Raw genomic sequence first — 20,931 nt, forward strand, 5'->3', positions numbered from 1 at the left:
ACGCGCGCGGCCGGGGAGCGGTGCGTGAGCAACCTTCCTGAGGTCTTCGACGGTTGCTGAGGCACCGCCACCCCGGGCCGACGGTCGACAGCTCACCGCCCCCCGGGCGTGCGGAACGTCGCGGACTACCGGATCGACTCGGGGATGAGTGCGGGCTCGTCGGGCGGAGCGAGGGTGAGGACGGCGTCCTCGATCAGGTCGTCCGTCTCGATCTCGCTCTCCAGCTTGCGGAAGCGCACTGCGAGGTGGGGCTCGTCGTCGTCGCCGGTGAGGTCGACCGCGGCGACGACGAAGAGCCGCTGCGGGCCGACGAACTCGACGTGGAGGTAGGTGATCCGGTCGATCGCGGGGTGCGCGAGCAGCGTGGTCAGCACGCGGCGGCGCACGTCGGGGCCCTGGTCCTCGCCCAGGAGGTACTCCATGTTGCGGCGCATCAGGAAGACCGCTACCCCGGCGAGCAGCAGACCGATGAGGACCGACGCGGCGGCGTCGTACTCGTGGTGGCCGGTGAGCTGGTGCAGGCCGATGCCGACGGCGGCGATCACCAGACCGAGCAGCGCCGAGAAGTCCTCGAAGAAGACCGCGCGCAGCGTCGGGTTGGAGGTCTCGGAGACGTAGCGGAACGGGTTGAGCCCGAAGCGCTTGGCGGCGCCCGAGACCTGACGCGAGGCCTGGAGGAACGACGTCCCCTCGAGCACGAACGCGATGCCCAGCACGATGTAGCTGGCGAGGTAGCTGTTCTCGCCGCCGTCGCCGAACAGCTCGGTGACGCCGTGCCAGACCGACACCACGGCACCCGCCGAGAACAGACCGAACGCCGCGACCAGCGACCAGATGTACGTCGAGCGGCCGTAGCCGCGCGGGTGGGCGGCGTCGCGCGGCTTGCGACCGGTGCGCTCGGCGACGAGCAGGAACACCTCGTTGCCGGTGTCGGCCCACGAGTGCGCGGCCTCCGCGACCATCGCCGCCGAGCCGGTGATCACCGCGACGAACGTCTTGGCCGCCGCCAGCAGCCCGTTGGCGGCGAGCGCCACCACCACGGTCAGCATCGACTCCGAGGAGTCGTCCGACCCGTTGCCCGCCGCCCGCTGCTCCGCCTGATCCTGCGCCACCTGGATGCGGTACCCCTACCGTGGTGTCCATGCGAGGTGTCCTGACGTCGGCGGCGCTCGCCGGGATCCTCGCCCTGACCGGGTGCGGGTCGACCGACCCGACTCGCCCCGCCGCCGCGCCGGCGGCCCCCACCACGGGTCCGGCCAGCACCCCCGCGACGGAGCCCGCCACGGAGCCACCCGTGCGCCCCCTGCGCTACGTCGCCCTCGGCGACTCCTACACCTCCGGCGCCGGCCTGCCGGGCAGCGCGCCCCGTGGCTGCCGCCGGGCGGCCCGCGCCTACCCGGCCCAGGTCGCGCTCGCGGTCGGCGCGACGTACGCCGACGCGAGCTGCTCGGGGGCCCGCACCGTCCACGTGCTCCAACCGCAGCCGCACCCCGGAGTGCGACCCAACCCGCCGCAGCTCGACCGGGTGCGGGCCGACACCGACGTGGTGAGCATCGGGCTGGGGTTCAACGACGGCGGGTTCCTGCGTGACCTCACGCTGCCGGGCCGCGACCGGTCCGAGGCCATCACCCACGTGCCCGGTATCGGCCGCGCGCTGACCCGGGTCGTCGCCAGGGTGCGCGAGCGCGCACCCGAGGCCACGATCGTGCTGGTCGGCTACCCGCAGCTCGTGCCCGTCTCGGGCACGTGCCGGGTCTCGCCGTGGTCGGGGCGCTCGCGTCGCCAGGCCTACGCGGCGTTCGACGCCCTGTCACGCGAGACGGCGGCCGTCGCCGCGACCACCGGCGCGGTGTTCGTCGACGTCGCTGCGGCCAGCGCCGGACACGACGTCTGCGCCGGCTCGAAGGCCTGGGTCAACGGCTCGCAGCGGCGCCCCGGGACGGCGGCGGCGTTCCACCCGTTCCAGCGCGGTCAGGACGCCGTGGCCCGGCTCGTCGTGGCAGCGGTCCGTACGGTGGTCGGGTGACGCGCCGCCCCCTCCGCCCCGTCCTCGCGTCCCTCGTGGCGCTGAGCGCGGTGCTCGCGCTCGCGGCCTGCAGCGACGACGGCGCCGACCCGTCGAGCTCGCCTGCGCCCAGCCCCTCGGTGAGCAGCCCGTCGGCGTCCTCGTCTGGTCCGGCCTCGTCGGCCCCGGCGGGCCCGAAGGTCACGATCGACGGCGGGTACGTCGCGCTCGGCGACTCCTACACCGCCGCGCCCGGCGTGCCGACCACCGAGACCCAGACCGGCTGCCTGCGCTCGGACCACAACTACCCGAGCCTGATCGCCGCGTCGCTCGACGCCACCTCGGTGGCCGACGTCAGCTGCTCCGGGGCGAGCACGCTCTCGCTCGTCGGCGCGCAGCAGACGACGAACGCCGTGCTGCCGGCCCAGTTCGACGCGCTGGGCGACGACACCGCTCTCGTCACGATCGGGATGGGCGGCAACGACCTCGACCTGTTCCAGACCCTCGTCGGCACCTGCGCCTTCGTGGCCCAGAGCGCGCCCGAGGGCGCGCCGTGCCAGGCGCAGCTGACCGCCGGCGGCACCGATCAGATCGCCGACAAGATCGCGCAGATCGGCGAGCGGGTCACCGCCGCGGTCGCCGGTGTCGTCGACAGGGCGCCGAACGCCCGGGTGTTCGTCGTCGGCTACCCGCAGCCGGTGCCCGCCCAGGGCACCTGCCCCGAGCTGCCGCTGGCCGCCGGCGACTACGCCTTCGTGCGCCAGGCCATCGTCGCCCTGGACCAGCAGCTGCAGTCCGCGGCCGAGGCGAGCGACGCGACGTACGTCGACGTGCTCGAGGCCAGCAAGGGCCACGACGTCTGCGCCGGTGACGAGGCGTGGATCCAGGGGGCGCAGTCGGTCGAGGGCGAGGCGATCGCCCTGCACCCGTTCGCGGTCGAGCAGGCCGCGGTCGCCGAAATGGTGCTCGCCGAGCTGGGCTGAGGCGGGGGCCGCCGGGTGGGCGACGGTCAGAGCACGGAGTGCACGACCCGGCCGCCGACGACGGTGAGGGCGACGGACATGGTGCGCAGGGCGCCACCCACCGCGGCGGAGTCGGACCCACCCGCCAGCGGGTCGGCGTCGAGGAGCACGAGGTCGCCGCGGGAGCCGGTGCCGACGGTGGGCTGGCCGTCGACGGAGGCGGCCAGGGCCTCGGCGGGGGTGAGGGCCTGCTCGGGGGTCCACGGGTCGCGGTCGTCGGCGCTGCGGTGCACGGACGCCGCGATGGCGAGCCACGGGTCGAGCGGAGAGACGGGGGCGTCGGAGCCGAGGGCGAGCTCGACGCCGTCGTCGAGCATCCAGCGGAAGGCGAAGCTGCGCTCAGCGCGTCCCGGCCAGACCAGGTCGGTGAGGTCGCGGTCGTCGAGCAGGTGGGCGGGCTGCACGGAGGCGCGCACCCCGAGCTCGGCCATCCGACGCACGTCGTCGCGCCCGACGAGCTGGGCGTGCTCGATCGAGCCGGCCGCGCCGGTGTCGGCGTAGGCCCCGAGCGCCTCGGCGACCGCCGCGTCGCCGATGGCGTGGGTGGCGATCTCGAGGCCGTGGGCGTGGGCCCGCGCGAGGAGGTAGCGCAGCTCGGCGCCGGAGAGGTTGGGCTGGCCGGCGGGGTACTCCAGGCGGTGCGCGTCGGCGTACGGCTCGCAGCACCACGCCGTGCGGGTGTTGAGCGAGCCGTCGCTGATGATCTTGAGCGGCCCCATCGTGGCGCGCTCGTCGCAGCCCGGCAGCACGTCGCCGGTGCGCAGGCCGGCGGCGATGACGTCGTCGAGCGTGTCGGCATACGTCGCCCAGCGGACGCGCAGCACGTCGCACTCGGCGGCCCAGCGGCTCGCCCACTCGGCCCGGTCGCCGCCGAACTCGAAGTCGACGAGCCCGACCACGCCGCGCGCCGCGGCCGCGTCGAGGGTGCGGCGCACGGCCTCGGGCGAGGTGCCGTCGTTGCCGACGAGGGTGGCGAGGCGGGGGTAGACCGCGAACCACTCGTTCTCGCGCACGACCGAGTCGCGCACCGGCAGCGCCAGGTGCATGAGTGCGGTGGTGTTGAGCCAGGCGTGGTGGCCGTCGCCGCTGATGAGCACGACCGGGGTGTCGCCGGTGACCGCGTCGAGCTCGGAGACGGTGACCTCGCGCGTCCAGGTGCCGGAGCGGTGGCCCCAGCCGACGATGGGCACGCCGGGCAGCGTCGTCACGCGCTCGGCCACCAGTTGCAGCGCCTGCTCGGGGGTGCGCGCCGGACCGAGGTCGAGGCGCTGCGAGGCGAGGGTCCACTGGGCGAGGTGGACGTGCTGGTCCCAGAGGCCGGGCGCGCACCAGCGGCCGTCGGCGTCGACCTCCTCGACGCCGGCGGGGGCGTCGAGACCCGGCGCGACCGCGGTGACGCGGCCGTCCTCGACCAGCACGTCGACCGTCCCCTGTGCGGGAGCGGAGGCCGGGCCGATCGGCACCAGGCGGGCGCGGCGGACGAGCAGGCTGGTCACGGCGTGAACGGTAGTCGCGGCGTTCTGGGGGCGGCACGCCCGGGCGGCTACCCTGCAGCGCATGTGGCGGCGGGCGACGGGGGTGGCCGTGGTGCTGCTCGCCCTGGGCGCGGCGGGGGGCTACGTCGCTGCCGACCGCACCCGGCCCGAGCCGGTCGCGCTCGACCTGCCGGAGCCCGTGCCCGCGGTCTCGCCGGCGGTCCCGACGCCGCCCGCGGTGGAGCTGCTGCCGGATCCCTCGAGCCCGGCCCTCGCGCCCGCCCTGCCTCTGGAGCAGATGGACTTCCGGGTGGGCAGGCGTGGCATGGGCGTCTCCGTCGGCATCCCCACCGGGTGGGCCGTCTACAAGGAGGCCGAGGGGGACCCGGCGTGGAACGCCACCGTCCCCGGCAACCCGACGTACACCTTCAAGCTGCGGGTGGCACTCGTCGCCGGTCGCCACCAGTCGGTCGGGGTGGCCAAGCTCAGCCGCAAGGAGGCGCTGCGCAGCGCCGTCGACGAGGACGAACTGGCCGACCTGACCTACCTCGCCGAGACCGAGGACGCCTTCGTGGCGACGTACGTCCAGGATGACCACCTGCGGGTGACGATGGAGCGCTGGGTGAGCTTCGGCAGCGACACGGCGTACGCCGACATCTCGGTCACCGGCCGCAAGGTCGACGAGCAGGGGCTGGCCGACCTCCTCGCCCGGGTCGCGGCGTCCGCCGAGCCCCTGGCGGCCCTGCCCAAGGAGGAGAAGACCGAGGAGCCGAGCTCCTAGATCCCCGCTAGATGCCGTGCGTCTCGACCCCGTCGAGCACCTGGGCGGCGGTGGGGCGGTCACCGCTGCGCACCTGCACCCACAGCAGGGTGTTGCGGGTGACCTGGACGACGCGTTCGACGACGACGGCCCCGTCGGTGCCGGGACACCCGGAGTAGACGACGGTGACCGAGGAGTCGCCGTCCTGGGTGTCCTCGACGGCGCGCCCGGCGCTCGCGCACTCCGGGTGCTGCGGCACCTGGTCGGGTAGGGAGTCGCCCTCGAGGAGCGCGGCGAAGACGCCCTCGCCGTCGCCCTCGTTCCAGGTCGGGTCGGTGCCGACCGACAGCGCGGAGACCTCGTCGGAGGACCCGGGCGGCTGCCAGTCGTCGACCGCGTCGGCGCGGTCCCACGAGGCGGGGACGGTCACGCTGATGTTGCCGTCGCTGTCGAACACCGTGCGCTCGGTGGGCTGCGACGCGCGCTGGACAGCCCAGCCACCGCCGGCGCCGAGGGCGAGGGCCACGATCCCGACGCCGACCAGCACTGGCCAGGCGCGCCGGCGCCTCGGGGCGGCCGCGACCGGCAGCGTCGCGGCTGCCGGGGCCTGGGTCGGGCGGGGGCCGGGCTGGGTCAGGTCGGGGTCGCGCTCCAGCCAGGGCCGGGTGACCTGGGTGCGGGCGTCGGCGTCGACGACCCCGTCGAGCGCCTCGGCGAACGCCGTCACGAACGCCGTCACGTCGGGGAACCGCTCCTCGCGGTCGGGCGCGAGCGCGCGGCGCAGCACCGCGTCGACCTCGCCCGGGAACTCCCGCTCCGGGACCGAGAGCGGCGCGAGCTCGCCCGGCGACTGCGCGGCGGCCAGCGAGACGTGGGCGAACGGCGGGCGGCCGCTGAGCAGGAGGTAGGCGAGTGCGGCGAGGCTGTACTGGTCGGCGCGCGCGTCGGGGCTCTCCGCCGAGGCCTGCTCGGGCGAGACGAACGTCGGGGTGCCCGCGACCATGGTGAGCCGCGAGGACACGTCGAGCGCCTTGCCGAGGCCGAGGTCGCCGACCATCGCCCGCACCTCGTCGCCCCGCGGCCCGCGCACAGTGCGGAACAGCACGTTGGCCGGCTTCACGTCGCGGTGCAGCACGTCGCGGTCGTGGAGGGCCTGCAGCCCGGCGCCCACCTGACGCACGACCTCGAGCGTCTGGGCGCTCGTGAGCCCGCCGGCCTCGAGCCGGTCGGCGAGCGTGCCCTGGTCGGCGTACGACATCACGAGGTAGGGCCGGCCGTCGTCGAGCTCGCCGGCGTCGTAGACGCTCACGACGTGCGGCGACTCCACCTTGCGCAGGTAACGCCCCTCCTCGACGAAGCGGCGGCGCACGTGGGTGTCCTCGGTCCAGTTCTCGGCGAGCACCTTGACCGCGACGGGCGAGTCGAGCTGCTCGTCGTAGGCGAGCCACACCGTCGCGAAGCCACCGGAGCCGATCCGGCGGCGCACGGCGTACCGCCCGAGGCGGTGGGGCATGGACACACCGGCATCCTCTCCCGAGAGGGTGAGGTCGAGCACGACGGGGAAGGATGTGTCCCGTGGTGAGCGAGACGGGGTCGACGCCGGACGAGATCGACGACCTGGCGCGCCGCGCCCAGGCCGGTGACCGCGACGCGATGGAGCTGCTGCTCGCCGCGGTCCGGCCGCGCACGCTCAACGTCTGCCGGGGCGTGCTGCCCTACACCCCCGACGCCGAGGACGCCTGCCAGGAGGCGCTGCTCAAGGTCGCCGAGAAGATCGGCAGCTGGAACCAGCGTGGCCGGTTCACCACCTGGCTGCACGTCGTCGCCGTGAACTCCGCGCGATCGACGTACCGCCGGATGAAGAACCAGGCCGTCGCCGCCGACCCGACCGACTCCCCCGCCATGCATCGGCCCGACCCGCGCACCACGAGCGTCATCGCCGGCACCCGCCTCGACCTGCTCGAGGCGATGGAGACCCTGGAGCGCGAGCACCCGCAGTTCGTCGAGCCGCTGCTGCTGCGCGACGTGTACGGCCTGCCGTACGACGAGATCGCGCAGCTCGTCGGTGCCCCGCTCGGCACGGTCAAGGCGCAGATCCACCACGGCCGCAAGCTGGTGCGCCCGATGCTCGCCGACGGCGGGATCTGATGCGGCTGCTCGTGCTGGGCGGCACGGTCTTCCTCTCCCGCGCGGTCGCGGACGCGGCGCTGGCGCGGGGTCACGAGGTCGTCTGTGCAGCACGCGGCACCTCCGGGTCGGTGCCCGAGGGCGCCCGGCTGGTCGAGGTCGACCGCGCCGCCGACCTGCCCGACCTGGGCGGACCCTTCGACGCGGTCGTCGACGTCGCGCGCCAGCCGTCGTGGGTGCGCCGCGCGCTGGCCGCGACCGACGGTGCGCACTGGGTCTTCGTCTCGACGATCTCGGTCTACGCGGACGAGTCGACTCCCGGCGGCGGGCCCGGCTCACTCCCGCTCGTCCCCCCGGTCGTCGACGACACCGACCTGGAGGCCGAGCCGTCGGCGTACGGCGGACTGAAGGTCGAGTGCGAGCGGCTCGTCCGCGAGGGGGCGACGTCGGCGACGGTGCTGCGACCGGGGCTGATCGTCGGCCCTGGCGACCCGACCGGTCGGTTCAGCTACTGGCCGCGGCGGCTCGCCGACGGCGGCGAGGTGCTGGCGCCGGGCGCGCCCGACGACAGCGTGCAGGTCATCGACGTGCGCGACCTCGCCTCGTGGGTGGTGCACTGCGCCGAGGAACGGGTGGTCGACACCCTCGACGCCGTCGGGCGGTCGCTGCCGTTCGCCGACCTGCTCGCGCAGTGCGCCGACGGGGTGGGCTCGTCGGTGGCGCTCACCTGGGTGCCGCAGGAGCACCTGATCGACCACAGCGTCGAGCCCTGGGCCGGGCCGGGCTCACTGCCGCTGTGGCTCCCGCGGCCGGCGTACGACGGGATGCTGGCGCACGACGTGGCCCCCGCTCTCGCCGCCGGGCTGCAGCTCCGGCCGCTCGCCGAGACCGCCCGCGACACCCTCGCCTGGCTGCGCGACACCCCCGACGCCGTCGTCACCGGGATCGACCGGGCGCGTGAGGCGGCGCTGCTGGGGTCGTGGGGCGCTCGGACCGGGCGGTAGTCACCGACGTTCCGGGGCCCTGAGACACCTCTCAGACCCCCGGAACGTCGGTGACTACCGCCCGTTCGTCGGTGACTACAGCCGCCCACCCGTGTGCGCCAGGATCTCCCTGACGCGGGACTTGGCGAGCTCGCAGTAGGAGCGGGCAGCGGCGCTGGCGGCGTCGGGGTCACCGGCCTCGAGGCCCTCGAGGACGGCGCGCTGGGCCTCGACGAACCGCTCGGAGGTGACCGGGGTGGCGCCGAAGCTGCGGGTCATCACGTTGCGGATCGACAGGGCGCCGAAGGTGCTGGTCAGCAGGTCGTTGCCGGCCAGCGCCACGATCCCCTCGTGGAAGGCGTAGTTGGCGTCGAGGTAGGCGTCGAAGTCGATGAACCGGTCGCCGACGAGCAGCGCGGCCATCCGCTCGAAACGGGCCCGCAGGTCGGCCATCGCGGCGGCGTCGACGGTGCCGGCGCGCAGGGCATCGGCGAGACCGGCGATGACGCCGAGCTCGATGGTCAGCCGCGCGTCGAAGGTGGTGTCGGAGAGCCGGGTGTCGAAGGCCGTCACGACGTAGCCGCGGTCGGGGTCGCGGCGCACGAGGCCGTCGGCGGCGAGGCGGGTCAGGGCGTAGAACGCCGCGGGCGCGTCGACGTCGAGCGCACCGGCCATCTCGTCGACGTCGATGACGTCGCCGGCGCTGTGCACGCGGTGGAGCACGCGGTCGCGAGCGCGGTGGTAGACCTCGTCGTCGCGGGCGAAGGAGAACCGGCCGAAGCCGCCGCGGAAGTAGGTGAGCGGGTGCCCGTCGTGGGCGACCGCCGAGACGACGTGGCCGATGAACACGGTGTGGGTGCCACCGACGATCCGCTCGACGACCTCGCACTCCAGGTGCGCCAGCGCGTCCTGCAGGACCGGCGCGCCGGTGCGACCGGCGGTGGTCGGGACGCCGTGGAACTTGTCCTCGGCCGGTGTGCTGAACCGGTGCGCCAGCTCGCCGCCGCGCTCGCCGAGCACGTTGACCACGAAGACCCCGGCGCGACCGACGGCGGCGGCCGTCGGGGTGGCGTTGTTGAGGCACGCGATCATCAGCGGCGGGTCGGCCGAGAGCGAGGTGACCGAGCTGGCCGTCATCCCGTGGCGCTGGTCGTCGTCGTGGGTCGTGATCACGGTGACACCGCTGGCCAGGCGGCCCACCACGTCGCGGAACTCGCGCGCCGAGATCGTCGGCGCGGCCTGCGCGGTCGACAGTTCCGTCATGACTGCTCCTCCTGCGGTTCGGGCTGCGGGTCCGGGGTGGACAGGAACTCCTCCAGCGCGGCGACCGCCGGCTCGGGGGACTCGATGACCGCCGCGTGCCGGCCGGGCAGCCAGCAGGTGCGGACGTCGGTCAGGGCGGCCTCGAGCTCGGCGACCGCGGCCCGGAACGGCGGGGCGTCGTCGTCGCCGCACACGACGAGCACGGGCTGGGTGATCCGGTCGAGCAGCGGGCGGGTGTCGGCGCCCTCGAGCAGCTCGCACGCCCGGGCGTAGCCCTCGGGCGAGGTGCCCTCGACCGTCTTCGCGGTCCACGCGACGACCGGCTCGTCGGCCTCGCGGGCCTCCGCGGTGAACCACAGCGCCAGCGTCGGCTCGACGTACGCCGCGACCCCGTCGGTGCGGGCCACCGCGGCGCGCTCGCGCCACATCGCCCGCATCGGCTCGGGGTACGTCGTCACGGCGTCGACGACGACGAGCCGGCGCACCAGGTCGGGCCGGGTGGCGGCGAGCTGCTGCGCGAGCAGCCCGCCGAGCGAGACGCCCAGCAGGTCGACCGGGCCGTCCTCCTGCGAGGCGAGCCGCTCCGCGAGCCAGGCGGCGTGGGCCTCGAGCCCCGCGCCCTCGGGCAGCGCCGGCTCGGCGCCGTGACCGGGCAGGTCGAAGGCGACGGTGGGACCGGTGAGCCGGTCGCGCAGGTCGTCGAACATCGCTGCGTCCACACCGAGGCCGTGGAGCAGCACCAGGGTCATGGCTGTCCTCGCTCGGGCAGGGCGGGCATCCCGTCGGACGGCTCGGTGTCGGCGGCGTTCATCACGAGCGCGAGCGTCGTGTAGTAGCCGAGGGTGGCGACCAGCTCGAGCACGGCGGTCGGCGACAGCTCCCCGGCCAGCCGCTCCCAGGCGTCCTCGTCACGACGTCCCGTCTCCAGCAGCGCGTGGGAGAGGTCGGAGACGGCGGCGACGAGCTCGTCGTCGGCCGGTCGCTCTCCGGCGCCGAGGGCGTCGACGTCGGCCTGCGAGACCCCGGCGGCCAGTGCGAGCGGCTGGTGGAAGCCCCACTCGAAGGGCTGGTCCCAGTGCCGCGCGACGCAGAGGATCGCGGTCTCGAGCAGCCGGTCGGGCAGCTCGGTGGCGAAGCGCAGGTGCTCGCCGACCTTCTGCACCCGCGTCATCAGCTCAGGGCTGTGCAGCAGCGGTGCGAACGGCCCGACCAGCGCCCCGCGCGGGCCCGCCACGATGGTGGCGACAGCCTCGCGCTGGGCCGGGGTCATCGACTCCTCGGTGGGCGGGGTGAGCGGCTGGACGCGAGCCGCGGAGCCGGTCGAGGAGGAGGCGCTCACGAGGCGGCTCCCGCGACCTCGCGGTCGGCGGTCGCCTTGTCGACGGCGGGCATGACCTCGGTGGCCATCAGCTCCATCGAACGACGGGCCAGGGTGGGGTCGACCCAGTCGAGACCGGCGTAGACGAGCTCCCCGAACGGGCCGACCTCGTCGTGGAACGCCACGACCTGCTCGGCGACCTCCTCGGCGGTGCCGGCGATGACCAGCTCGTCGAGCAGCGTGTCGATGGTGATGCTGTCGTCGTCGGCGGCCTGGTCGGCCTTGAACAGGTTGAGGCGACCGAGCTTGCGCATCTTGGTCAGCATCTGCTGGTAGTAGAAGCGGTAGGGGCTGTCGGACGAGCTCTTGGCGTACTCCACCGCCTGCTCGTGGGTGTCGGCGACGAAGACCGTGCGCGCGACGCGCCAGTCGGCCACGTCGGCGCTGGCGCCGACGGACTCCTTGCCCTCGACGTACTTCGGCCAGTGCGTGGCCACCCACTGGGGCAGCAGGAAGTTGGCCGACAGCGGGTGGAAGTCCTTGCTGCCCATCGCCACGACTCCCTTGGAGAACGGCGCCACGACGGTGCCGACGATCTCGGGTCGCGGCTGCTGCAGCGGCTTGCCGATGAAGCCGACGCCGAGCTTCTCGTCCATGGTGCGGGCGGTCGAGACGTGGAAGCGGCCGCCGGGCGAGCGGATGTCGTAGGGCGCCTCGCCCTCCCAGATCGCGGTGATGACGTCGACTGCCTCGGCGAAGATGGCCGGGCGGTCCTCGTCGAGCAGGCCGAGCGCCTCGGCGTCGGAGGCGAGCGCGCCGGGGCTGACGCCCAGGATGAAACGGCCGTCGGAGAGGTGGTCGAACATCGCCGAGTTCGCCGCCACCAGCACCGGGTGCTGCTGGGACAGGTTGGTCGTACCGGTGCCCAGGCGGATCGAGGAGGTGTCGTGGATCAGCGTGGCGAGGAAGACCAGGCTGTTGGTGATGTTCTCGTGACGGTCGGTGAGGTGCTCGCCGATGAACGCGTCGTGGAACCCGAGCTGGTCGGCCAGGATCACCGCCTCGCGGTCCTCGCGCAGGGTGTCCTGCCAGGTCCGGCCGAGCGGGTGCAGCGGCATCGAGAAGTAGCCAAGCCTCATGGTCGTGTCCTCCGGGAGTTCAACGCGGTTTCGAGCGTGGGGTGGGCGCACCGCCCCCTTCCCGTCCGAGTCTTCGCGGAGTCGGCGGGTGAGGCAGTGGCGTAGCGGGTGAGATGTCGTGCGGGTCGATGACGCCCGGCGTCAGCGGGTGTCGGGAGCCGTGAGCCGGTGCAGCCGCAGGGCCACGTCGACCTCGGTGCGGCGCTGCCGGATGTCGTGACCGAGCAGCTCCTCGACGCGCTGCAGCCGGTTGCGGACGGTGTGCTCGTGCAGGCTCAGCGCCTCGGCGGCGCCGACGTGGCTGCCTCGATCGAGCCAGGCCTCGAGGGTCTCGCGCAGCCGCTGGGCCTCGGCGGTGGGGGCGGCGAGGCCGGCGAGCTCGTCGCGCACGAACGCCGCGCTGCTCACCGGGTCAGCGAGCAGCAGGCAGTCGAGCGCCACCTCGGGGAACGTCGTCACGGGGGCGGCGCGGTCGCCGCGGCGGCGGCGCACCTCCTCCACGCTGTCGAGCTCCTCGGCCGTGCGGCGGAACCCCTCGAGCCCGGCGTGCGCCCGGCTCACGGACGCCGTCACACCCGAGGAGCGCAGGAACGCCGTGAGGTCGGCGAGCTCGTCGTCGCGCCAGCTGCGCGAGCGCCCCAGCCAGAGCGTCGTACGGCCGGTCGAGACGGGGAACAGCAGTGTGCGGCGCACCGACGCCCGCTCCCGCAGCCCCACGAGCAGCCGGCCCGCGGCGCCCTCGGGCACGTCGGGCAGGTGCACCGCGACGTGGTGGGCGGCGAGGTCGTAGCCCAGGGACACGACGTCCGCCGGCGACAGCGTGCCCTCACCGCGGAGCAGCTGACGGACGAGTGCGTAGCGCAGGTGGTCGCGCGACTGGCTGAGCGCGCGCTCCTCCCGCGCGTGGGTCTCGGAGACCTGGGAGGCGACGTGGTGCTGGTAGCGCAGGATCAGCGCGGTGAGCTCGTGCAGGACGGGCAGCACCTCCTGCGCGTCGATCCCCTGCTCGGCGGCGCCCCGGGTCACCAGGGCGCTCAGCTGGTCCCACATGATCCCGAACCCGACCCGGTAGGACCGGTTCATCGCCGAGGCCGGGATGCCCAGCTGCGCCACCATCGCCGCGAGGGCGTGCGGCTGGGTGAGCACCACGTGGTCGAGGTCGATCTGCCCGGCGAGGAACGTGCGCAGCCGGCCGACGTTCTCCTGGACGCTGGCGGTGAGCTGGTCGACGAACGGCTGGTTCTCGAGCTGGTCGGGGTAGGCCGCCGGCATGTTGCCGGCCATCACCTCGGCCACCAGTGCGTCCACGTCGAGGCTCAGCATCAGCCGCTGCGCCCACGCGGGGATCGTCGGCAGCTCGTCGACGTACAGCCGCGAGCCGCGCGGCTCGACCACCATCCATCCTCCGTCCGCGCCCGCACGAGCTGTGTCGTCCGTCACCAGCGACCCGAGACCGCCTGTCATACCACGTGGGGTGTCGACATCTGGTCGAGGACCGCGAACACCGAGGCGGCGTCCTGCGCGGCCCGGCCCTGGGCGGCCGCCGCCTCGTAGAACACACCGGTCAGCGACAGCAGCGGGATGGGGCTGCCGGTGTCGTGGGCCAGGGAGCGGATGGCCGCGATGTCCTTGAGGAAGATGTCGACGCGCGCGGCCGCCGTGCGGTAGCCCTCGTCGAGCATGAGCGGCCCGCGGTGGGCGAGCATCTTGGAGCCCCCCGCACCGTCGACCAGGGCCGGGAGGGCCAGGTCGAGGTCGAGGCCGGCCCGCTGCGCGAGCAGCAGCGCCTCGGCCGCGGTCAGGTTGTGCACCGCGACGAGCAGGTTGGCGACCAGCTTGAGCCGGGTGCCGGAGCCGAAGTCGCCGACCTCGTACGTCGCGCGCACCATGTCGGCGAGCACCCGCCGCGCCGGCGCCGAGGTCTCGGCGTCGGTGCCGCTGAGGTAGGCGATGACGTCGCGGTCGCGCGCCTGCTGGCTGGTGCCGCTCAGCGTGCAGTCGAGCAGCGCGAGGCCGAGGGCCTCGGCCTGATCGCGCGCGGCGAGCTTGGCCTCCAGCTGCAGCGTGCTGGTCTCGATCACCACCAGCGGGGCACGGCCCGAGCGGTCGGCCGAGCCGAGCGCGTCGATGACGCTCACCAGCGCCGCCGCCGAGGGCAGCGAGGTGACCACCACGTCGACGCGGTCGGCGACGTCGGCGGCGGAGGTCGCCGGCGAGCCACCGCGACGCTGCAGCTCGCTGACCGCGTCGGCCGACAGGTCGTGGCCGACGACCTGCCAGCCGGCGTCGACGAGGTGACCCGCGAGCGGCGTACCCATCGCGCCGAGGCCGACGAAGCCGACCTCGCCCGGTGGTCGCCGTTCGTAGAACGGGTCGCTCATGGCTGCGCTCATCGAGGCACCCGGTGGATGCCGGGGATCCACGAGCCGCCCGTGCGGGCGTCGGCGGTGCTGGGGCGCTCGAGGGCCCGCTCGAAGAGGACGTCGCGCGCCGCGCTGGCCCGCTGGCGCAGGCCGGCGACGTCGCCGTAGGTCAGCTTGCCGTGACGCTTGAGCCACTCCCCCCGCACCATGACGCTGTCGACCATGCCGGGGTGACCGGAGTAGACGAGCGCGCCCGCGGGGTTGTTGAGCGGGGTCATCGCGAGGTTGTCGGTGCGGATGCAGATGATGTCGGCGTCCTTGCCCGGCGTGAGGCTGCCGGTCACGTGGTCGAGGCCCAGGGCGCGGGCACCCTCGATGGTCGCGAACTCGATGACGTCGTGGCAGCTGAGCTCGATGCCGGCCTGCTCGCCGGGGGTCGCCTCGGCGGCGTTGTCGAGGCCGCGCTGGATGGCGATGGTCGCCTTCATCGCGTTGAACATGTCGCCGCCGTTGGAGACGCACACGTCGACCGACAGGCTCGGGCGCACGCCGACCTTCAGCAGCTTGCCGGTGGCGGGCCAGCCGAGCCCCATCTGGGCCTCGACGTCGGCCGAGACCGAGGCGGTGCCGCCGGAGTCGGCGATCATCTGGAACTCGTCGTCGGCCAGCGAGCAGCAGTGGACGTGGGTGACCTTGTCCGAGAGCATCCCGTGCTCGTGCATCCAGGCCACCGGCCGGGACTTGCCCCACTCGCCGTCGCCGTTGTGCACGGTGACGCGGCAGCCGAGCTCCTGGATCAGCTTCCAGTCCTCGATCGCCACCTCGGGGGTGCTGAACTGCGGGCCGCGCAGGCCGATGGCCATGGTCATCAGCTGGTCGTCGGAGGAGAAGTACTGGTCCTTGATCCGCAGCACGTCGCGGGTGTGCGGGACGGTGCTGGGCAGCTGCCACATCGTCGCGCCGCCGCCGTGGGCGAAGACCGAGCGCATGCCCGACTCCTGCAGCGCCTGGATCGCGCCGTCGCCCTGCTCGGGGGAGTCGATGTTGTGCGACCAGTCGAGGAGGGTCGTGATGCCCGAGTCGATCGCCTCGAGGGCGCCGACGAGGTTGCCGAGGTAGGTGTCCTCGGCGCGGTAGTCGCCGCTCAGGCCGACGTGGACGCCGGTGAGGTACTGGCCGTGGGTCCAGTCGGAGCCGATGTGGCGGATCAGGGCCTGCCACAGGTGGCGGTGGGAGTCGACGAAGCCCGGCATCACGATCATGTCGGTCGCGTCGACCACCTCGGCGTCACCGGCCTCGATGCCGTGGCCGACCTCGAGGATGCGACGGCCCTCGACCAGGACGTCGGCGCCCTCCATCTGCCCGAGCTGCGGGTCGACGGTCAGGACGGTGCCGTTGCGGAACAGGGTGCGGCGGTCGGACATGGGTTCCTCCAGGAGCTGAGGGTGAGGGTGGTGAGGTTCGGGTTCAGTGGGCGCCGGCGACGGTCTGTCCGCCGCGGGCCCGGAAGGCGATGGCGGTGGCGACCAGCATCAGGCCGCCGGGGAGCCAGTACTGCCAGGCCTGGTCGAGGCCGAGGAAGCTGCTGGCGTTGGAGAGCATCGCGAGCAGCAGCGCACCGGCGAGGACGCCGGGGTAGGACCCGCGGCCGCCGTACACGCTGGCGCCGGCGAGCACGACGGCCGTGATGCCGGTGAGCGTGTAGGACACGCCCTGGGTGGGGTCGCCGATGCCGATCTGGCCGGCCACGACGATGCCGGCGAGGCCGGCGCCGAGCGAGGACAGCACGTACGCCGCCGCGGTGGCGCGGCCCGAGCGGACCCCGAGGCGCTCGGCGGCGATGCGGTGCGAGCCGGTGGCCCGCAGGGCGCGGCCGCCGGCGCCGCGCAGCAGCCGCTCGGCGAGCACCGCGACGACGACCAGCACGATGAAGATGATCGGGACCGGCCCGATCGCGTGGTAGGGCAGGCCGAGCAGCGTCGGGTCCATGAGCCCGCCGGGCGTCGAGCGCAGCAGCAGGGTGAGGCCCTGCACGGCGACGAACGTCGCGAGCGTGGCCACGATCGGCGGGAGACCGCCGAGCACGACCATGCCGGCGTTGAGCAGACCCACGCCGGCGGCCACCGCCAGGGCGATGAGCGCCCCGGTGACCACGCCGACCGTGCCTCCGTCGGTCGCGGTGAAGGACAGCACGATGATCGTGAGCCCCAGGACCGGTCCCGCGCTGAGGTCGATGCCGCCCGTCATGACGACGGTGAGCTGGCCCAGGGCCACGAACCCGAGGGCCGTCGTGGCGACGAGCAGCCCCTGCACGTTGAGCTCGCCGAGGAACGTCGGCGTGCGGCTCGTGGTGACGATCGCGAGCACCACGGCCAGCGCGAGGAGCAGGAGGCCCGGGGCGCCGTCGCTGCGGCGGGCCCAGGTGAGCGGGTCGCGGCCCCGCGAGCGCTTCTTCTCCGGCGCGACGGGGGCGTCTGCGTCGTCGTGGCGCGAGTGCACCGAGCGCAGCGCGGCGCCGGTGATCGCCTGCTCGGTGACCTCGTCGTCGTGCAGCTGCGCGGCCACGCGACCGGCCGAGAGGACGGTGACGTCGTCGCACAGCCCTGCCAGCTCGGCGGCGTCGGAGGACAGCACCACGACCGAGGCGCCGTCGTCGGCGAGCTCGCGCAGCATCTGGTAGATCTCGCGGCGCGCACCGACGTCGACCCCTCGGGTCGGCTCGTCGCACAGCAGCAGCGTCGGCTCGGTCATCATCGCGCGGGCGAAGATGACCTTCTGCTGGTTGCCGCCCGAGAGCGTGCGCACCTCGACCTCGTCGGAGGCCGCGCGGATCGACGTACCGGCCGTGCCGACCGCGACCGCCTCGCGCTCGCGCGAGGTCGAGACGACGCCGGCTCGGGCCAGGGCGGGCAGGTGGGTCACGGTCATGTTCTCGCGCACCGAGAGGTCCGCGAACAACCCCTCCGACGTGCGGTCGTCGGGGATGAACCGCACCCCGCGCCGGGCCACGTGGCCCGGCGTCGAGACGGTGAGCGGCTCGCCCTGCAGGACGACCTCGCCCGCCGAGACGGAGCCGAGGCCGGCCAGCGCGCGGATGACCTCGCGCTGGCCGTTGCCCTCCACGCCCGCGAGGCCGACGATCCTGCCACGACGGCAGACCAGGTCGACGTCGCGGAAGCCCGCGCCGCTCAGCCCGGTCACCCGCAGCCCGACGTCCCCCTGGTCGGGATGCTTGGGCGGGAAGACCGCCTCCAGCGCCCGGCCGACCACCATCTCGACGATGTCGTCGTCGGTGAGCGTGCCGGTGGCCGCCGTGCCGCGGATGATGCCGTTGCGCAGCGTGGTGATGCGGTCGGCGACCCGCCGCACCTCGGCGATGCGGTGCGAGATGTAGATGACGGCCGTGCCGGCCGCGGTGAGCTCCGCGACCAGCGCGAAGACCCGCTCGACCTGGTCCTGGGTGAGCGACTCGGTCGGCTCGTCGAGCACGAGCACCTTGGGCTGCAGCGCGACGGCCTTGCCGATCTCGAGCAGCTGCCGCTCGGCGGTGCGCAGCTCGGAGGCGCGGGCCGACAGGTCCACGTCGAGCCCGACCCGGTCGAGCTGGGCGCGGGCCCAGGCCTTGACCGGGTCCGTACGACGGGCCGACGGGACGGCGAGCAGCAGGTTCTCGAGGACGGTGAGGTCGTCGAGGATCGCGGGGTGCTGGTAGACGACCGCCAGCCCGAGCTCGTGGGCCAGCGCCGGGGAGGCGCTGGTGAGCTCCTGGCCCGCGATCTCGACCGTGCCGGTGTCGGCCGCCAGGCTGCCGGCGGCGATGCCCATGAGCGTGGACTTGCCGGCGCCGTTCTCACCGACGAGCGCGTGCACCTCGGCGGGCAGCACCTCCAGGTGCACGTCGGTCACGGCCGGGTTGCCGGCGTAGGACTTGCTGACCCCGTGCAGGCGCAGGGCGGGCACCGGAGCCGGTGCGGTCGCCGGCGCGGACGTGGAGGTCTCAGTCACGCCAGCCGCCCTCGCCGCGGGTCAGCTTCATGATCTGCTCGTCGCTGATGTCGTTGGACAGCAGCGCGTCCTCGGGGGCGCTGTCGTCGCAGATCGGCTGCTGGTCGGCGACGGTCGAGTCCTCGAAGAGGGGCAGCTTGAGGATGTCGTCGGGGCTGAGCAGCTCGTCCTCGGGGATGTCGACGCCCTGGGCCTTGGCGACCGCGAGCTGCACGGCGATGCGGGCGGTCCAGTTGCGGGCCGAGGAGGTGGCGAGCTTGAAGTCGGGGTTGTCGGCCTGGGCCTTGGTCCACTCGCACGACAGCGCGTTGGCCTCGAGGCTCGCCATCGGCGGGAGCGCGATGCCGGCGGTCTGGAAGGCCTTGATGATGCCGGTCGACATCAGGCCCTCGTCGGAGATGACGCCCTTGATGTCGGGGTTGGCCGAGAGCACGGCACCGAGCGCCTGCTGGGCGGCCGCCGGGTCCCAGTTGCCCTCGATCCAGGTGTCGTCGCCCGAGACCAGGTCGATGTTGTCGGCGAGGCCGGACTTGATGCCCGCCAGCTCGTCGGCCGAGACCTGGTTGCCGGCGGGGCCGCCGACGAAGATCACCTTGCCGCCGTCGGGCAGCTGCTTGCTCATCCACTCGCCCCACAGCTGACCGTCGTACTCGTGGTCGGAGTCGACGTAGGTGAGGTAGTCCTTGCCGGCCTCGCCGCCCGGGTCCGAGGCCCACGGCACGATCGCGACGCCGCGCGACTGGGCCGAGGTGATGCCCGGGAGCTCCGCCTCGCCGCTGCCGCCGGCGTCGGGGATGATCACGACGGCCTTGGCGCCCTGGGCGACCATGCCCTGGAGGCCGGAGATCGCGGCCTGCAGGTCGAACTTCGCGTCGACGGTCTTGACGTCGGTGATGTTGGAGCACTCCTTGAACCCCTGGAGCGCCTGGGCCTTGGACTCCTTCGACCAGCCGTTGAGGCCGCCGCCGTCCTGGAAGCCGGCCACCAGGTCGCCGTCGCCGCACCAGGCGGGGTTGTCGCCGCTGCCGCCGCCGCTGCCGGTGCTGCCGCCGGCGGAGGAGGAGCTGTCGGAGCCGCAGGCGGCGAGGGCCGAGACGGACACGATCGCGAGCGCGGCGAGGCCGGCGGCGCGGGTACGACGCGAGGTGTGACGGACGGTGCTCATGCGGATCCTCCGGAGAGAGTCGGGACGACGGGCGGGTGCCCGTCGCGCGTCACCGGCGGGCGCCGGTGACGTGGGTTGGGTGGACGGACGCCTCAGGCGGCGGTGGACGCCCGGCGGCGGCGGGAGCCGAGCCGGGGCAGGAGGCGACGGGTCCCGAGCCCGACGCCGACAGCGATGACGAGGCCCTGCGCGAGGTTCTGCGCCGCGGGCGGGAAGCCGGCCGCGACCACGACCTGGCTGAGCTGGGTGAGGAACAGCGCGCCGCCGGCCGTGGCGACCACGCTGGCGCGGCCCCCGGCGAACGCGGTGCCGCCGATCGCCACGGCGGCGATCGTCGACAGCAGGTAGGGGTCGCCCTGGAAGGCGCTCGGGCGACCGATGAACCCGGCGAGCAGCACGCCGGTGAGGCCGTAGCAGACCCCCGCGGCGACGTACGCCCCCGCGATCGTGGTGCGCACCGGCAGGCCGACGGCCCGGGCGGCGGCCGGGTTGGCGCCGGTGAGCTCGACGCGGCGGCCGAGGACCGTACGACGCCCCACCCAGGCGACCAGCGCGACGATCACGATCGTCAGCCAGATCAGGACCGGCAGGCCGAGCACCCGGTCGCTGACCGCGCTGGTCAGGGCGGGCGGAGCGCTGGCCGACATGGTGCCGCCGGTGACCGAGAGGATCGTGCCCTGGGCCAGGGCGCTCACGCCGAGCGTCGCGACGAACGGCGTGATGCCGAACCGCGTCACCGCGACCGCGTTGACGAGACCGCCGAGGGCGCCGAGGGCGAGCGCGGCCAGGATCGCCGGCACCAGCTTGCCGTCGGCGCCGCCGCTGACCTCGACCACCGTGACTGCGCTGATCGAGATGATGCCGGCGCTCGACAGGTCGAGGCCGGCCTGCTGGGCGACGAGCGTCTGGCCCATGGCGGCCACCGCGAGCAGCGCTGCGAACGGCAGCATCGACTGCAGCGCGGAGGAGTCGACCGTGCCGGGCACGGTGATGGCCGAGACGACGAACAGCGCGATGGTGAGCAGCCACACCGTCGCGAAGCCCGACCCGAACCAGCGGCGAACCGCGCCGCCGGGCCGCGCCGCGGCCGCGGGGGTGGCGGCGGAGGCGGGCAGCTGGTCGTGGTCTGCGGAGAGCGCGGACGGCATCGGAGCTCCTGACGGCGGTGTGACGGGCGCCACCCATCTGACTCCTGGTGTGGGGTGGGCCACATTGGCCGTCCCCGTGAGAATCGGACCCCTTCGATGACGGGACCCGTGATTCCTCAGCATCGTGCTGACGTCGTCCGAGCCCTCCGCTCACGGGC

18 protein-coding genes are annotated in these 20,931 nt (G+C 74.0%); 5 read left to right on the plus strand and 13 right to left on the minus strand.

Translation table 11 applies throughout. The annotated features are described in order from the left end of the window. Positions 1–125 precede the first annotated feature (125 nt). Positions 126–1,112 carry a cation diffusion facilitator family transporter gene (locus GRQ65_RS16545; protein ID WP_337191802.1) on the minus strand — a complete coding sequence of 329 codons (987 nt, stop codon included), beginning with the start codon at positions 1,110–1,112 and terminating at the stop codon, positions 126–128. A 29-nt stretch (positions 1,113–1,141) separates the two neighbouring features. Here GRQ65_RS16545 and GRQ65_RS16550 point away from each other — a divergent pair, with 29 nt between their 5' ends. Further along, on the plus strand, positions 1,142–2,026 hold the full coding sequence (locus GRQ65_RS16550; RefSeq protein ID WP_160879106.1) for an SGNH/GDSL hydrolase family protein: 885 nt from the start codon (positions 1,142–1,144) through the stop codon (positions 2,024–2,026). After that, positions 2,023–2,988 carry a GDSL-type esterase/lipase family protein gene (locus GRQ65_RS16555; RefSeq protein WP_160879107.1) on the plus strand — a complete coding sequence of 322 codons (966 nt, stop codon included), beginning with the start codon at positions 2,023–2,025 and terminating at the stop codon, positions 2,986–2,988. The genes GRQ65_RS16550 and GRQ65_RS16555 overlap by 4 nt, the downstream gene beginning before the upstream one ends. A 26-nt stretch (positions 2,989–3,014) precedes the next feature. Here the strand turns inward: GRQ65_RS16555 and GRQ65_RS16560 are convergent, their stop codons facing one another. Further along, complete coding sequence (locus GRQ65_RS16560) at positions 3,015–4,523, minus strand: amidohydrolase family protein (protein WP_160879108.1); 1,509 nt, start codon at positions 4,521–4,523, stop codon at positions 3,015–3,017. Between the two features lie 61 nt (positions 4,524–4,584). Between GRQ65_RS16560 and GRQ65_RS16565 the strand changes: the two genes are divergently transcribed. Continuing rightward, entirely contained in the window at positions 4,585–5,283 is a 699-nt protein-coding gene (locus tag GRQ65_RS16565; protein WP_160879109.1) for a hypothetical protein, read from the plus strand. A gap of 7 nt (positions 5,284–5,290) precedes the next feature. Here the strand turns inward: GRQ65_RS16565 and GRQ65_RS16570 are convergent, their stop codons facing one another. Further along, positions 5,291–6,775, minus strand: coding sequence for a serine/threonine-protein kinase (locus GRQ65_RS16570; RefSeq protein WP_202388278.1), 1,485 nt, complete (start codon positions 6,773–6,775; stop codon positions 5,291–5,293). 62 nt (positions 6,776–6,837) lie between these two features. On the opposite strand from GRQ65_RS16570, the gene GRQ65_RS16575 reads away from it, so the two are divergent. Next, positions 6,838–7,410, plus strand: coding sequence for an RNA polymerase sigma factor (locus tag GRQ65_RS16575; protein ID WP_337191803.1), 573 nt, complete (start codon positions 6,838–6,840; stop codon positions 7,408–7,410). Next, the gene (locus GRQ65_RS16580) at positions 7,410–8,393 is read left to right on the plus strand and encodes an NAD-dependent epimerase/dehydratase family protein (protein ID WP_160879111.1); all 984 of its coding nucleotides are present in this window, start codon (positions 7,410–7,412) and stop codon (positions 8,391–8,393) included. Before GRQ65_RS16575 ends, GRQ65_RS16580 begins: the two co-directional genes overlap by 1 nt. Positions 8,394–8,468: 75 nt before the next feature. Here the strand turns inward: GRQ65_RS16580 and GRQ65_RS16585 are convergent, their stop codons facing one another. The 10 genes from GRQ65_RS16585 to GRQ65_RS16630 form a co-directional block, all read right to left on the minus strand. Further along, positions 8,469–9,635 (minus strand): flavin reductase, encoded by a 1,167-nt coding sequence (locus GRQ65_RS16585; protein ID WP_160879112.1) that lies wholly within the window; start codon positions 9,633–9,635, stop codon positions 8,469–8,471. Beyond that, on the minus strand, positions 9,632–10,384 hold the full coding sequence (locus GRQ65_RS16590) for an alpha/beta fold hydrolase (RefSeq protein ID WP_160879113.1): 753 nt from the start codon (positions 10,382–10,384) through the stop codon (positions 9,632–9,634). The genes GRQ65_RS16585 and GRQ65_RS16590 overlap by 4 nt, the downstream gene beginning before the upstream one ends. Next, on the minus strand, positions 10,381–10,974 hold the full coding sequence (locus tag GRQ65_RS16595; RefSeq protein WP_160879114.1) for a carboxymuconolactone decarboxylase family protein: 594 nt from the start codon (positions 10,972–10,974) through the stop codon (positions 10,381–10,383). Before GRQ65_RS16595 ends, GRQ65_RS16590 begins: the two co-directional genes overlap by 4 nt. Further along, the gene (locus GRQ65_RS16600; protein ID WP_160879115.1) at positions 10,971–12,092 is read right to left on the minus strand and encodes an LLM class flavin-dependent oxidoreductase; all 1,122 of its coding nucleotides are present in this window, start codon (positions 12,090–12,092) and stop codon (positions 10,971–10,973) included. Before GRQ65_RS16600 ends, GRQ65_RS16595 begins: the two co-directional genes overlap by 4 nt. 141 nt (positions 12,093–12,233) lie before the next feature. Further along, the gene (locus GRQ65_RS16605; RefSeq protein WP_160879116.1) at positions 12,234–13,490 is read right to left on the minus strand and encodes a PucR family transcriptional regulator; all 1,257 of its coding nucleotides are present in this window, start codon (positions 13,488–13,490) and stop codon (positions 12,234–12,236) included. Positions 13,491–13,552: 62 nt separating this feature from the next. Next, positions 13,553–14,473: an NAD(P)-dependent oxidoreductase gene (locus tag GRQ65_RS16610; protein WP_160879117.1), complete on the minus strand. Its 921-nt coding sequence runs from the start codon at positions 14,471–14,473 to the stop codon at positions 13,553–13,555. An 8-nt stretch (positions 14,474–14,481) separates the two neighbouring features. After that, positions 14,482–15,879, minus strand: a complete 1,398-nt coding sequence (locus GRQ65_RS16615) for an amidohydrolase family protein (RefSeq protein ID WP_160879118.1) — start codon at positions 15,877–15,879, stop codon at positions 14,482–14,484. A 43-nt stretch (positions 15,880–15,922) separates the two neighbouring features. Beyond that, complete coding sequence (locus tag GRQ65_RS16620; RefSeq protein ID WP_160879119.1) at positions 15,923–18,460, minus strand: ATP-binding cassette domain-containing protein; 2,538 nt, start codon at positions 18,458–18,460, stop codon at positions 15,923–15,925. Then, positions 18,453–19,625 (minus strand): substrate-binding domain-containing protein, encoded by a 1,173-nt coding sequence (locus GRQ65_RS16625; RefSeq protein WP_160879120.1) that lies wholly within the window; start codon positions 19,623–19,625, stop codon positions 18,453–18,455. Before GRQ65_RS16625 ends, GRQ65_RS16620 begins: the two co-directional genes overlap by 8 nt. A 92-nt stretch (positions 19,626–19,717) precedes the next feature. Beyond that, positions 19,718–20,773: an ABC transporter permease gene (locus GRQ65_RS16630; protein ID WP_160879121.1), complete on the minus strand. Its 1,056-nt coding sequence runs from the start codon at positions 20,771–20,773 to the stop codon at positions 19,718–19,720. Positions 20,774–20,931: the final 158 nt, after the last annotated feature.

Origin of the sequence: Nocardioides flavescens (assembly GCF_009823805.1) — a bacterium.
In the GTDB taxonomy this organism is placed as follows: domain Bacteria; phylum Actinomycetota; class Actinomycetes; order Propionibacteriales; family Nocardioidaceae; genus Nocardioides; species Nocardioides flavescens.

Coding starts and splice junctions, on each gene's coding strand:
- GRQ65_RS16605 (WP_160879116.1), bottom strand. CDS start 13,490: ATGGTGGTCGAGCCGCGCGGCTCGCGGCTGTACGTCGACGAGCTGCCG.
- GRQ65_RS16590 (WP_160879113.1), bottom strand. CDS start 10,384: ATGACCCTGGTGCTGCTCCACGGCCTCGGTGTGGACGCAGCGATGTTC.
- GRQ65_RS16625 (WP_160879120.1), bottom strand. CDS start 19,625: ATGAGCACCGTCCGTCACACCTCGCGTCGTACCCGCGCCGCCGGCCTC.
- GRQ65_RS16600 (WP_160879115.1), bottom strand. CDS start 12,092: ATGAGGCTTGGCTACTTCTCGATGCCGCTGCACCCGCTCGGCCGGACC.
- GRQ65_RS16565 (WP_160879109.1), top strand. CDS start 4,585: ATGTGGCGGCGGGCGACGGGGGTGGCCGTGGTGCTGCTCGCCCTGGGC.
- GRQ65_RS16610 (WP_160879117.1), bottom strand. CDS start 14,473: ATGAGCGACCCGTTCTACGAACGGCGACCACCGGGCGAGGTCGGCTTC.
- GRQ65_RS16550 (WP_160879106.1), top strand. CDS start 1,142: ATGCGAGGTGTCCTGACGTCGGCGGCGCTCGCCGGGATCCTCGCCCTG.
- GRQ65_RS16585 (WP_160879112.1), bottom strand. CDS start 9,635: ATGACGGAACTGTCGACCGCGCAGGCCGCGCCGACGATCTCGGCGCGC.
- GRQ65_RS16580 (WP_160879111.1), top strand. CDS start 7,410: ATGCGGCTGCTCGTGCTGGGCGGCACGGTCTTCCTCTCCCGCGCGGTC.
- GRQ65_RS16570 (WP_202388278.1), bottom strand. CDS start 6,775: ATGCCCCACCGCCTCGGGCGGTACGCCGTGCGCCGCCGGATCGGCTCC.
- GRQ65_RS16615 (WP_160879118.1), bottom strand. CDS start 15,879: ATGTCCGACCGCCGCACCCTGTTCCGCAACGGCACCGTCCTGACCGTC.
- GRQ65_RS16630 (WP_160879121.1), bottom strand. CDS start 20,773: ATGCCGTCCGCGCTCTCCGCAGACCACGACCAGCTGCCCGCCTCCGCC.